At 67.0% G+C, this 12,807-nt stretch carries 12 protein-coding genes and 1 tRNA gene; 10 read left to right on the top strand and 3 right to left on the bottom strand.

What is annotated here, in order from left to right; all coding sequences use genetic code 11:
* Together J0J10_RS14640 and J0J10_RS14645 are read left to right on the top strand one after the other, a co-directional pair.
* On the top strand, window positions 1-1,728 hold a 1,728-nt coding region (locus J0J10_RS14640; protein WP_291647206.1), incomplete at its 5' end, for a BNR-4 repeat-containing protein.
* A 177-nt stretch (window positions 1,729-1,905) separates the two neighbouring features.
* Window positions 1,906-2,277 (top strand): hypothetical protein, encoded by a 372-nt coding sequence (locus tag J0J10_RS14645; protein ID WP_291647207.1) that lies wholly within the window; start codon window positions 1,906-1,908, stop codon window positions 2,275-2,277.
* 279 nt (window positions 2,278-2,556) lie between these two features.
* On the opposite strand, the gene J0J10_RS14650 is transcribed toward J0J10_RS14645, so the two are convergent.
* From J0J10_RS14650 to mnmA, 3 genes are all read right to left on the bottom strand, one after another.
* Window positions 2,557-2,633 (bottom strand) — tRNA-Met (locus tag J0J10_RS14650).
* A gap of 92 nt (window positions 2,634-2,725) precedes the next feature.
* Window positions 2,726-3,355, bottom strand: a complete 630-nt coding sequence (locus J0J10_RS14655) for a class I SAM-dependent methyltransferase (protein WP_291647208.1) — start codon at window positions 3,353-3,355, stop codon at window positions 2,726-2,728.
* Window positions 3,352-4,536 (bottom strand): tRNA 2-thiouridine(34) synthase MnmA, encoded by a 1,185-nt coding sequence (gene mnmA / locus J0J10_RS14660; protein ID WP_291633184.1) that lies wholly within the window; start codon window positions 4,534-4,536, stop codon window positions 3,352-3,354. Before mnmA ends, J0J10_RS14655 begins: the two co-directional genes overlap by 4 nt.
* 253 nt (window positions 4,537-4,789) lie before the next feature.
* Here mnmA and J0J10_RS14665 point away from each other — a divergent pair, with 253 nt between their 5' ends.
* From J0J10_RS14665 to flbD, 8 genes are all read left to right on the top strand, one after another.
* Window positions 4,790-6,361 carry a flagellar hook-length control protein FliK gene (locus J0J10_RS14665; RefSeq protein WP_291647209.1) on the top strand — a complete coding sequence of 524 codons (1,572 nt, stop codon included), beginning with the start codon at window positions 4,790-4,792 and terminating at the stop codon, window positions 6,359-6,361.
* Between the two features lie 14 nt (window positions 6,362-6,375).
* Entirely contained in the window at window positions 6,376-7,056 is a 681-nt protein-coding gene (locus J0J10_RS14670) for a flagellar hook assembly protein FlgD (RefSeq protein ID WP_291647210.1), read from the top strand.
* A gap of 121 nt (window positions 7,057-7,177) precedes the next feature.
* Window positions 7,178-7,453, top strand: coding sequence for a CtrA inhibitor SciP (sciP, locus tag J0J10_RS14675; RefSeq protein ID WP_038359348.1), 276 nt, complete (start codon window positions 7,178-7,180; stop codon window positions 7,451-7,453).
* A gap of 206 nt (window positions 7,454-7,659) precedes the next feature.
* Window positions 7,660-9,342, top strand: coding sequence for a flagellar basal-body MS-ring/collar protein FliF (gene fliF, locus J0J10_RS14680; protein ID WP_465247208.1), 1,683 nt, complete (start codon window positions 7,660-7,662; stop codon window positions 9,340-9,342).
* Window positions 9,343-9,353: 11 nt separating this feature from the next.
* Complete coding sequence (gene fliG, locus J0J10_RS14685) at window positions 9,354-10,436, top strand: flagellar motor switch protein FliG (RefSeq protein WP_291647211.1); 1,083 nt, start codon at window positions 9,354-9,356, stop codon at window positions 10,434-10,436.
* A 2-nt stretch (window positions 10,437-10,438) separates the two neighbouring features.
* Window positions 10,439-11,041, top strand: a complete 603-nt coding sequence (locus tag J0J10_RS14690) for a FliH/SctL family protein (RefSeq protein ID WP_291647341.1) — start codon at window positions 10,439-10,441, stop codon at window positions 11,039-11,041.
* Between the two features lie 5 nt (window positions 11,042-11,046).
* Complete coding sequence (gene fliN / locus J0J10_RS14695) at window positions 11,047-11,397, top strand: flagellar motor switch protein FliN (RefSeq protein WP_291647212.1); 351 nt, start codon at window positions 11,047-11,049, stop codon at window positions 11,395-11,397.
* A gap of 44 nt (window positions 11,398-11,441) precedes the next feature.
* The gene (gene flbD, locus J0J10_RS14700) at window positions 11,442-12,806 is read left to right on the top strand and encodes a sigma-54-dependent transcriptional regulator FlbD (RefSeq protein WP_291647213.1); all 1,365 of its coding nucleotides are present in this window, start codon (window positions 11,442-11,444) and stop codon (window positions 12,804-12,806) included.
* The last annotated feature ends 1 nt before the right edge of the window (window position 12,807 follow it).

Consider the following 12,807-nt stretch of genomic DNA (forward strand, 5'->3'; position numbering starts at 1 on the left):
AGCGTTTCGTCAGGCCCCGCAGCCCGACCGCTGCTGTTCTTCTCGACCGGAATCTCCGCAACGCAGGCCCGCGTCAGCATCGGCCAGCAACCAGGTCAGTCGCCCTATGCTTGGCCTGCCGGCGCAGCCCGTAGGGTCAGTGGCGAGAGCGCCAAGATCGCCTACAGCCCGCGCGAGGCCACGTCCGGCGTCCCGGTCGTCACCCGCACCGATTTCGACTTCGGAAACGGCACGATCAAGCGCTATCGCAATGGCATTCAGGGGCCGGAGGGCGCGGCGAGTTTCGACGGGCCGGGTGCCTCCGACGGCGCTCTGGAGCTGCGCACCTATTTCGGCGGATGGTCAGGCAACTCAGGTTCCCGGTTCGTCGGGCGCATCTCGCAGATCGTCGCGATTATCGATGCTGACGACGAGACGCTGGAAGGCATGACCGAATTTCTCGCGGTCAAGACCTATATCGACGCGCTGGAAGCGTCGACCGACTACGACCCGACCGCGCTTCTGCCGGCCGCCTGGACCTGGTTCAACGATCCGCGCGTCATGCATCTCGGCGACGATCGCTATGTCGTCGGCGGCGTCAGCAGCGCCGGATCGATGATGTCTGCGGTCTATGACTACGATGCAGGCTCGATCTCGCAGGCCGTGCTGAAAAAGCTCTTCCAGCAGGACGACCACAACAACCCTGCTTTCACGCTCGACGCGGCCGGCTACATCCTGGCTTTCTACACCGGCCACAGCCTGACCGGCGGCTTCTTCATGCGCCGGTCGGCCAATGTCGGCGATCCCAGCGCCTGGCAGGCCGAGGTCGATATCGGCCCGCAGATCGCGCCCGGTGTCGGCGCGACCTTCTCCTATGCGAACGCTATCCTCGTCGGGTCGCGCATCTATCTCTTCGTCCGCGCCGATATCGGCGGCCTGCGCACGCTGTTCCTGTCCTGGTCGGATGACGGTGGCGCGACCTGGGTGCAGGCGCGCCAGTTGCTCGGTGCCGGTCGACCCTATTTCAAGGTCAGGAAGACGGGTGCCAACCGCATCGATCTCCTGGTGAATTCTGGCCACCCGGAGGAATCGGCGAACAACTCGACGTTACACTTCTACTTCGACACGTCGGCCACCACCTTCCACAAGAGTGATGGCACGCTGATCGGCGATCTCGACGACCTGCCGTTCAACCAGCTCACCGACCTGACGACCGTCTGGGATGCCGTCACGCAAAACAGCGAGAGCTGGGTTTGGGATGTGACGCTCGATCCGGTCTCCGGCCATCCGGTGGCGACCTTCGCCACCTTCTCCAAGCCGGACCCCGATCATACTGACCACTTCTACCGGCAGGGCCGCTGGACGGGCTCGGCCTGGGTGGTGAAGCAGATCTGCGACGGTGGCGGCTCGCTCTATCCCCTCGATAGCGTGCCTTACGAGTACTCCTACTCCGGCGGGGCGGTGAGCGATCCGGCCGATCCCAACGTCGTCATCTGCTCCTGCGAGGTCGACGGCGATGGCAACGTTGTCACGAACGACCATGGCATTCACCACCTCTTCAAGGCGGTGACCGCTGACGGCGGCGACAACTGGACCCTGACGCAACTCAGTTCCGGTGCGGCCAAGCATTTTCGCCCGTTTATCCCCGAGGGCAGCAGCAGGGTGTTCTTCTGCCGCGACCGCAGCCCTGGTGGTTACATCGGCTGGCGGGAGTACGAGACGACGATCGACAGCCTCGAAATCGACTGAGACAGGAGCGGCTTTCGAGGATGAAAACCGCGCCAACCACTTTACAGCATCTGCTAACCCTCTTCAGTTGGTACGAGGGCAGCCGGCAAGAGGGTTGGTGATGGCTGGGAGCGTGGGGTTGTCTCTCGCACTGGGGCAAGCGCCTATTGGTCGATTGGCGACGACTGCACTGTATCAGTGGCGGCTTTTGTCGGTGACGGCGACGTCGAGCACTACCCCGGTTGGTATGCACTCAACACCGCCCAGGTGATAGTAATTGCCGAAAGGCTCCGCGCGCGAGCGGGCCGGTTAGATGTCGGCGTAGAGGTCGATATCGAGATCGACTTCGAGGGAGTGAAGGCTCATGTGGCAGGCATGATGAGCATTCCTCACCCTGCCGAGAACCACGCGGCCATCGGGCCGTTCTCATGGTCTAACCGGTCGGATATGGAGCCGGCATTCCGGGCTTTAGAAGACGAGATTTGGGCCGCCTTCGCGATCTCGCAGGCGCGTCCAGAACCGGTCAATTTTACTACCTGCCTCGCGAGAGGGCCATGGTCGTCAGATTGACGATCTGTTGCCATTTGATTGTTCGTTCATTGCCATTTGAAAGTTCGCGCTACAGCGCCGGCAAGCCGAGATCGGACAGAACGAGGTGGTAGACCTCCGGATTCGTCTTCTTGGCTGCAGGCGGGGCGCGGGCGGGGCCGGGCGGAGGTGGATTGTTCCGATTTTGAGTCGGATCGAGCCGGAGGGCCAGAATCACGGAAACGGCACATATCGCGCAGGTTTCCGCGATTGATCAGTTATAAGTGCTTGAAATCGCTCGGGCTGGCTTCCGAGGAAAAATGGTAGCGGGAGAGGGACTTGAACCCCCGACACGCGGATTATGATTCCGCTGCTCTAACCAGCTGAGCTACCCCGCCCCGATGCGCTGCGTCTCGAAAGACGCTCAATCGCGACGGCGCGGATATAGGGTTTTGCGGGGGGGCGCGTCAAGCCTTCCCGGCGCAGGCTTTCACCGCAATTTTTTCAGGCGCACGACCTTGAAGTAGCCCTGGCCGATATGGGCGGTCTCATAGCGGCCCGTCGCGGCGGTCCAGTCGGTCAAACGGCTGACCTTGAAATCGCTGCTCCAGCCGACCGCCTTGGCCAGCGGCGCGACCAGCGACCAGAGCGGCGCGGCAAGCCCGCCTTCGCCGACGAGGCGGCTGGAGATGACGATCTCGCCGCCCGGCCGCAGCACGCGGTCCATCTCGGCGAGCGCCTGCTCCGGATCCGGCACCAGCGTGATCACGAACTGCGCGGTGACCGCATCGAAGGAGCGGTCGGCGAAGCCGAGGCGGCAGGCGTCCATCACGAGCAGGCCGATGACGTGATCGAGCCCCTGGCTCTGAACCTTGGCGTGGGCAACGCGCAGCATGTCGAGCGAGAGGTCGGCGCCGACGACCTGCCGGTCGCGATCGAAATAGGGCAGGGTGAGCCCGGTGCCGACACCGATCTCGAGGATGTCGCGGCCGCAGGCGCAGGCTGCCGCCACCGCTTCGCGCTGGGCGCGCGACAGCAGCCCCTGATAGATCCGGTCGTAGAATTTCGCCCAGACCGCATAGACGCGCTTCTGCGCGTCGAGACCCTTGCCAGCCGTCATGATGTCGCGAGCGAAAGTTCCGGTGTGTCGGGAAGCTGGCGGGCTTTCTCCGCCAGGATGACGCCGCCGCCGAGGACGCGCGCGCCTGCGCCGGCATGATCGTAGATCACGCAGGCCTGGCCGGGCGAGACGCCTTCCTCGCCCTGGGCGAGCAGGACATGCACCCCCTTGTCGTCGGCGTGGAGGCGCGCCTCGCGCGGCGCCCGGGTCGAGCGCACGCGCACCGCGACTTCGAGGCCTTCGGGCGGCAGCGCGGAAAGCGGTGTGTCGCCGATCCAGTTGAGATCGCGCAGATCGACGCGGCTGACGCTCAGCGCCTCGCGCGGGCCGACGATGACGCGGGCGTTCTGCGCGTCGAGCGCGACGACATAGAGCGGCTCGGCGGCGCTGAGGCCGAGGCCTTTGCGCTGGCCGACGGTGTAGCGCAGCACGCCTTCGTGCTGGCCGAGCACGCGCCCGTCGAGATGGACGATCTGGCCGGGGCGGGCGGCGCCGGGCTTGAGGCGCTCGATGACGTCGGCATAGCGGCCGTTCGGCACGAAGCAGATGTCCTGGCTGTCGGGCTTGTCGGCGATGGCGAGGCCGAATTCGGCGGCGAGCGCCCGGGTCTCGGCCTTTTCCATCTCACCGAGCGGGAAGCGCAGCAGGTCGAGCTGCTCCTGCGTGGTGGCGTAGAGAAAATAGCTCTGGTCGCGGTTCTCGTCGGCGGCGCGGAACAGGCCGCGATGGCCGTTGCCGAGATCGCGGCTGGCGACGTAGTGGCCGGTGGCGAGCGCATCCGCCCCGAGCTCGCGGGCGAGGCCGAGCAGGTCGCGGAACTTCACGGTGCGGTTGCACTCGACGCAGGGGATCGGCGTCTCGCCGGCGAGATAGCTTTCGGCGAAGCGCTCGATCACGGCGTCGCGGAAGCGGCTTTCATAGTCGAGCACGTAATGGGGAATGCCGATCGCCTCGGCGACGCGGCGAGCGTCGTGAATGTCCTGGCCGGCGCAGCAGGCTCCGGCGCGGTGGACGGCGGCGCCATGATCATAGAGCTGGAGCGTGACCCCGACGACGTCATAGCCCTGGCGCTTCAGCAGCGCCGCCACCACCGAGGAATCGACGCCACCTGACATCGCGGCGACGACGCGCGTCGCCGCGGGCGGCTTGGCGATGTCGAGCGAGTTGAGCGGGACGGTCATGGCGATGTCTGGCGCAGGGTGAAGCGAGGACGGGGTGCCCTCCTGGCGCGTTCTATACCGGCTTTGCCGGGTCTGGACCAGCATCGGCCCGGCAAATACTGCCGGGTGCCGGCGTACAGCCGGCGCTTCCTGCCGGTCCGGATGGTGTCTTTGTTTCGCAAAGTATTGAATTCAAACAACTATCGCTCTGGCTCGGCTCTTGCTCGGGCGGGGGCGGTGCGTTTTCGCCATCCGCCCAGTTCCGGAGCATTCCATGTCCACCGCGTCGATCTCGCGTTCTCCGTTCGAGACTGCACCGCCCGTCCGCCGCGACCCGGGCAAGGCGCGCGCGACGAGCGAGGCCTTCACGCTGCCGCCCGTCGAAAAGCCGGTCGCGCAAGCCCCGGTGAGCCGCGCACGGCCCGACGAGACGCGCGCCGCCAATGAGACCGCGCCTCCGGCAGGCGAGCGCGCCGTCGGTGCGGAAAAGGCAGAGGCTGTCGCCCCGGCTGAAGGAGCGGCGAAGGCCGATGGCGAGGTCGTCGCGTTCTCCGGCGAACCGGTGTCCGGCGAGACGAAGGCCGAGACAGGCAAGCAGAGCGGTTCGGAGAATGCGACCGGCGAGAAGCCCGGGGCCGGCACGGAAACCAGCCCGGTTCTGCCGCAGCTGGCACCGGCCGTGGTCAAGAGCGACGAACAGAAGGCGCTCGATGCCGGGACCGCGGCGTCTACGGCGCCATCCACCGCCAACCCTACCCCTGTCAACAAGGAGAAGGCGCAGTCGGAAGGCGCCGAGCCGGCGACAGGGGCGAGCGCGACCGAGGCGCAGTTCCTGGCGCTGGCCGCGAATCCGGTCCAGCCCGGTGCCCAGCCCGTGACAACCGATGAGGCGCAGGCCAAGGCTGCGGCCGAGACGAGCCCGGTGCGCCAGAGCGGCGAGCAGGCGACAATGGCGATCCCCGGGCAGAAAGCTCTGATCTCGCCGATCGCGCCCGAGCAGGCGGTCCAGAGCGATGCCGAGGGGAATGCCGCGGTCGAGACGGGCACGGCGCCGGCCGAAGCCGGGCGCAAGACCGCCACCCCCGCCGCCATAATGCCGGCGGAGACGGTCAAGACGGCTTCCGAGACTGGCGAAGCGAGCGAAGCCGGCCAGCCCAAGGCCGCGACAAGCGCCGGGGCCGAAACCAAGGCTGCCGAGCGGCCGGCGACGGCGGGGCAGGCGCAGAACGCAGTTGCTGCCGATGCGCAGTCCGAGGCGCCACAACAGGCGACGACGCCGGCCGTGCAGGCCGTTCCCGCATCCGGCCCCCAGGTGCCGGGGCGGCCGGAGCCGCAGGCCGAGATTCTCGAGACTGCCGCCCAGGCCAATGCCCGGACGCAGGCCGAGGCAAGCATGCGGGCACAGGTCGAGACCACGCGCCCGACCCCGCTGCATGTCGTGCCGGTGGAGATCGGCGCGCGGGCGCTCGCCGGCAGCAAGCGCTTCGACATCAGGCTCGATCCGGCCGAACTCGGTCGCGTCGATGTCCGTCTTGAAATCTCCGATGACGGCAGCGTCAGCGCCAAGCTGACGGTCGACCGGGTCGAGACGCTGCAATTGCTGCAGCGCGATGCGCGGACGCTGGAACGGGCTTTCGAGCAGGCGGGTCTGAAAGCCTCCGAGGGCGGGGTCGAGATGAGCCTGCGCGATTCTCCCGACCAGAGTTCGCGCCAGCACCGCCAGGACGAGGAAGGCGCACGCCTGCGTCGAAGCTGGGTCGAAACTGCCGAAGAGAGCGCGCTCGTCACCGAAACGGCGCCGCTGAGCCGGGCCGCAAGGCTCGGCGGCGTCGACCTCAGCATCTGAAGAAAGGCGACAAAGTGAGCGTCTCCAATACCAGCAAGTTGAGCAATGCGGCCGTCAACGCCGCGCAGAACAACACTAACACCTCCGGCAACGGCACCTCGATCGCCAATAATTTCGACCAGTTCCTGACGCTGCTGACGACGCAGCTCCGGAACCAGAACCCGCTCGATCCGCTCGACACCAACCAGTTCACCCAGCAGCTGGTGCAGTTCGCCGGCGTCGAGCAGCAACTGAAGCAGAACGAGACGCTGACGGCGCTGCTCGGGGTCAGCAAGGCGACGACGGGGGCGAGCGCCATCGGTTTCGTCGGCCAGACGGTGACGGCGGACGGGGCGGCGACGCAGCTCAAGGAAGGCAAGGCCGAATGGAAACTCAACGCTTCCAAGGGCGGGACTGCGACGATCACGATCAAGGATGCGAGCGGCAAGGTCGTGCAGACCGGGACGACGACGCTGACGGCCGGCGACCAGACCTATAGCTGGGACGGCAAGACGTCGACCGGAAGCACCGCTCCGGAGGGCGAATATACGATCACCGTCGACGCCAAGGACCTCGCCGGTACGGCGATCACGGTGAAGACCGAGATCAGTGGCGTCGTCGACGGCGTCGACTTCTCGACGGCGGTTCCGACCCTGCTGATCGGCGCGATCAAGGTGCCGCTCGATCGGGTCAAGTCGGTGAAGAGCGGCTCTTGACGTGTGGGCTCCGTCGTCGGTGCTGCATAGTGAAAGCCTGCGCGGTTGCCTTAGGCAAAATTTAAGTCCGGGGGGGTACGGTCAGCGACAAGTAGGTCTTGTTGAGTTGTGTGAGAGTACCATGACCGAGCCGCTGCGACCGCGCGTGAAGTATGTCATCGGGCCCGATGGGAGCCCGTTGACCATCGCCGACCTGCCGCCAATGAACACCCGCCGCTGGGTTATCCGGCGCAAGGCCGAAGTCGTCGCCGCCGTGCGCGGCGGCCTGCTCAGCCTGGAGGAGGCCTGCCAGCGCTATACGCTGACGGTGGACGAGTTCCTGAGCTGGCAGATGTCGATCGACCAGCACGGGCTGGCCGGTCTGCGCACGACGCGGATCCAGCACTACCGCCAGTAGCCGCGCCCGTCATTCCAAGGTTTCCAGAAAGGCGCCGGTCCAGGCAGGACCGGCGCCTTTCTGCGTTCGCGCCGGGACGAAACCGGCGCCTTCCTTTCGAAAAATTAACCGTCGTTAACCCGGTGCTAACCATGCACCGGGAAAAACTTGCCTAGTGGATGATCCCGCGGCCGGTTCTGCGGGGCGACGGCGACGGAAGGAACGGCGTGAACGGCTTGGTCGATCAGTTCCGGAGATTCGGTGCGGCGCGGCTGGCGGCGATGTTGGCAGTGACGCTGGCGCTGGTCGGCTTCTTCGCCTTCGTCATGCTGCGCATGTCGCAGCCGGCGATGGGGGTGCTCTTCGCCGACCTGTCGAGCCAGGATGTCAGCGCGATCCTGAAGGATCTCGACGCGCGCGGTGTCAAATACGAACTGCGCGGCGACGGGCAGACCATTCTCGCGCCGCGCGCCGATGTGCCGCGCCTGCGCCTCGATCTTGCCGGCAAGGGCATCCCGTCCGGCGGCGGTGTCGGCTATGAGATCTTCGACAAGGGCGACGCCTTTTCCTCGACCAGCTTCGTCCAGAACATCAACCATCTACGGGCGCTCGAGGGTGAGCTCTCGCGCACCATCCGCTCGATCAGCCGCGTCCAGGCGGCTCGCGTCCACCTCGTCATCCCCGAGCGCCGGCTGTTCGAGCGTGACCGGGAGCCGCCGCGCGCCTCGATCGCGCTCAAGCTCGCCGGTGATCTCGACGCCGCCCAGGTCCGGGCGGTGCGCCATCTCGTCGCCTCGGCGGTGGACGGGCTGAAGCCCGAGCGCGTCTCGATCGTCGACGAGCGCGGCCGGCTGTTGGCGGACGGCGCCCAGGGGGAGCAGGGCCTGGCCGGCGTCGGCCTCGACGAGCGCCAGGGCGCGATCGAGCGGCGGATCAAGTCGCAGGTCGAGGATATCGTCGCCAGCATCGTCGGCCCCGGCCGGGCGCGCGTCCAGGTCTCGGCTTCGCTCGACAGCAACCGCATCGAGAGCCGCTCCGAGACCTTCGACCCCGAGAGCAAGGTCATCCGCTCGAGCCAGAACCGCAACGAGACCTCGACCACCAACGAGGCGCGCGAGGGCGTCACCGTCGGCAACGAGCTGCCGGGTGCCCAGCAGCCCAACCAGGCCCAGCAGGGCGTGCAGAAGGACGCCACCAACAAGAACGAGGAGGTGGTCAACTACGAGATCTCGCGGACCACGCGCACCGAGGTGCTCGAGGGCGGGCGGGTGCGCAAGCTTTCGGTCGCGGTGCTGGTCGACGGCACCTATGCCCGCGGCCAGGGTGCCGAGGCGAGCTATCAGCCGCGCACGCAGGAGGAGCTGGAGCGGATCAGCCAGCTGGTGCGGACCGCGATCGGCTTCGACCGGCAGCGTGGCGACCAGGTCGAGGTCGTCAATCTGCGCTTCGCCGAAGGGCCGCAGGCGCAGGTCGATCTCGTCGAGCAGAGCCTGGTGCAGCAGCTTCTCTCTTTCTCGAAGGAGGATATGGTCCGCTTCGCCGAGATCGGCGTGATCTCGCTGCTGATCCTGATCGTGCTGATGGTGGTGGTGCGGCCGCTGCTCAAGCAGGTGCTGGCGCCCGAGCAGGAGTTCCGCGCGATCCCGAGCTTCATGCGCAATGGCGTCATCGTCACCAGCGCGGCCCAGGGCACCGGCGACCCGGCAAGCCTGCCCGCCAATGGCTCCGAATCCGGAGAGTTCGGGGATGTGGATGTCGCCGCCCCGTCCGAGCGCATGCTCGCGATCGCGCAGGTGAAGGGCCAGCTCAAGGCACAGTCCGTCGAGAAGATCGGTGCGATGGTTGCTCAGAACCCGGCCGACTCGGTCGCGGTGCTGCGTGGCTGGATCCACGAAAAAGCGCCGGCGTGAGGGGCTGAGCCATGGCCACACGCTCGATCGCCACGAGAAGCGCCGGAGAAAACGACCTCGCCGCAAGCCTGGCCGAGCAACTGCCGACGGTTTCGCTGGATGCCATGACCGGTCCGCAGCGGGCTGCCGTGATCCTGCTGGTACTCGGCGAGGAGCACGGCCGGGTGATCTGGCAGGAATTCGACGACGAGGAAATCCGGATCATCACCCGGGCGATGGCCGAGCTCGGCACGGTGGATTCGGACCAGGTCGAGCGGCTGATGCTGGACTTCGTCGGCAAGCTTTCCAGCGCAGGCGCCATCACCGGCTCTTTCGACCGGACGATCTCGCTGCTCGAGAAGATCCTGCCGACCGATCAGGTCGCCCTGATCATGGAGGAGATCCGGGGGCCGGCCGGCCGCAATATGTGGCAGAAGCTCGGCAATATCGACGCGGTCGTGCTCGCCAATTTCCTGAAGAACGAATATCCGCAGACCATCGCGGTGATCCTGTCGCGCATCCGTCCCGAGCACTCCGCCAATGTGCTGCGCAATCTGCCCGGCGAGCTCTCGATCGAGGTCGTCAGCCGCATGCTGCGGATGGAGTCGGTGCAGAAGGAAGCGCTCGACCATATCGAGAATACGCTTCGCACCGAATTCGTCTCGACCCTGACGCAGACGCGCCGGCGTGACCCGCACGAGATGATGGCGGAGATCTTCAACGGCTTCGACCGCCAGACCGAGACGCGCTTCCTGGCGGCGCTCGACGCCACCAACCAGGAATCGGCCGAGCGCATCCGGGCTCTGATGTTCACCTTTGAGGATCTCGCCAAGCTCGATTCCGCCGGGCTGCAGACGCTGATGCGCCAGGTCGACAAGGACACGCTGGCGCGCGCGCTCAAGGGCGCCGGCGAGGAGATGCGGAAATTCTTCCTCGGTGCGATGTCGCAGCGCGCCGCCAAGAACCTGCTCGACGACATGCAGGGGCTTGGCCCTCTCCGCCTGAAGGAAGTCGATGAAGCGCAGATGAAGATGGTGACGCTGACCAAGGATCTCTCCGAGAAGGGAGAGATCGTCATCGCCAAGGGCAACTCCGAAGACGAGCTGGTTTATTGACGATGGCCTCCGCCAAGAAATTCCTGTTCGCCACCGATTTCAGCGGCAACAGCCGCAAGGCGGTCGACGAGGGCGCGCTCGATGCGGCCCGGGCCGAGGGCTTCCACAGCGGTCTCGACCAGGCACGCCGCGAGGCCGACCACCAGACGGGGACGCTGCTGTCGCAGTTGGTTCGCTCCTGCCAGCAGTTGCTGGCGCAACAGGATGCGCGCCTCGCCGCGATCGAGGAACAGGCGGCGCATCTCGCCGTGGCCGTGGCGCGCGGCCTTGCTGGCGCCGCTCTGGCCGACAAGCCGCTGGTGCAGCTGCTGGCGGCCGTTCGTGAATGCCTCGGCCATGCAAGGCTGGCGCCGCATCTGGTGATCCATGTGCATGAGAGCCTGGTCGAAACCGTCGAGGGCAGGCTCGGCGGGCTGGCGCGCGAGACGGGCTTCGCCGGCCGGATCGTCGTGCTCGGCGAGCCGGATATCGCGCCGGGGGATGGGCGGATCGAATGGGCCGATGGCGGGCTCGCCATCGACCGCTCCCAACAGGACGACGCCATCGAGGCGGCGATCAGAAGCGTATTTGGCCCGGCGGCTTCGTCCGGCGGGACCGTGAGGTAACAGACATGGCCGAGAACGACCTCAACCTGCCACCGCTGAACCCGGCCGATCTCTCCTTCGACCATAACAGCGACGCTTCCGTCGCCCGTTCCGGGCCGGTACCGGTCAAGACGGCGGAGGACCTGGAGCAGGTCTTCGACGTGCCGGTCACGGTCTCGGCCGTGCTCGGTTCCTCGCGCATCGCCGTCGGCGACCTCCTGCGGATCACGCCCGGCGCTGTGCTCGAGCTCGACCGGCGCGTCGGCGAGGCCATCGACATCTTCGTGAATGAGCGCCTGGTGGCGCGCGGCGAGGTGGTGGTGGTCGAGGAGCGGCTCGGCGTCACCATGACGGAAATCATCAAGGCCGACCGGTGACGAACCGGACGGCGCAAGCAGATCACGCAAGGAAGCTCTGACCCATGCGCCTCATCATCGTCGGCAGCCTCAAGGGCCAGCTCATCACCGCGGCGAAGATCGCCGTCTCGCAGGGCGCCGCGGTCACCCATGCCGAGAGTGCCGAGCAGGCGCTGGCCGTGCTGCGCGCCAAGGGCGGCGACCTCCTGATGGTCGATGTCGAGCAGCCGATCGCGCGATTGATCGCGGCGCTCGAGGCCGAGCGCATCCGTACCCCGCTGGTCGCCTGCGGCACCTCGACCGATGCGCGGGCCGCGGTCGCGGCTATCCAGGCGGGCGCGCGCGAATATGTGCCGCTGCCGCCGGATCCCGAGCTGATCGCGGCGGTGCTCGCCGCCGTCGCCTCCGACAAGGCGAGCCTGATCTGGCGCGACCCGGCGATGGAGCGCGTCGTCCAGCTCGCCAACCAGATCGCCCGCTCCGACGCGCCGGTGCTGGTCACCGGCGAGAGCGGCACCGGCAAGGAGATGATCGCCCAGCACCTGCACCGGCAGTCGCTGCGCAAGGACAGGCCCTTCGTCGCGGTGAACTGCGCGGCGATCCCCGACAATCTGCTCGAATCCGAATTGTTCGGCCATGAGAAGGGCGCCTTCACCGGCGCGATCGCCCGCCGCATCGGCAAGTTCGAGGAAGCCAATGGCGGCACGCTGCTGCTCGACGAGATTTCCGAGATGGATGTGCGCCTGCAGGCCAAGCTGCTGCGCGCGCTCCAGGAGCGGATGATCGACCGGGTCGGCGGCACGCAGCCGGTCAAGGTCGATCTGCGCATCATCGCGACCTCGAATCGCAATCTCGGCGACGCCGTGCGCGACGGCTCCTTCCGCGAGGACCTGTTCTACCGGCTCAACGTCGTGCATCTGCGCCTGCCGGCTCTGCGCGAACGTCCGGGCGACATCCTCGCCCTGGCCGATCACTTCGCCCGCAAATATGCCGAGCTGAACGGCCTGCCGCAGCGCCCGATCGCGGCCGAGGCGCGCAAGCTGCTGCTCGGCAATGGCTGGCGCGGCAATGTCCGCGAGCTCGAGAACACCGTCCACCGCGCCGTGCTGCTGGCGCAGGGCGTCGAAATCGGCGCCGATGCGATGCTGACCCCTGAGGGCGAGACGCTCGGCCCGGCCACGGGACGCGACGTGGCCTCGCGCGCCGCCCAGACGGCGGAAGCGGTGACGCGCGGTCTCGTCGGGCGCACCGTCGCCGATGTCGAGCGCGACCTGATCCTCGACACGCTCGACCATTGCCTCGGCAACCGTACCCATGCGGCCAAGATCCTCGGCATCTCGATCCGGACCCTGCGCAACAAGCTCGGCGAATATGTTTCCGCGGGCATTCCGGTGGCCGAGCCCGGGCAGGCGCGGATACAGTCGCTCTGAG

Origin of the sequence: Allobosea sp., from assembly GCF_017308075.1 — a bacterium.
Lineage (GTDB): Bacteria > Pseudomonadota > Alphaproteobacteria > Rhizobiales > Beijerinckiaceae > Allobosea.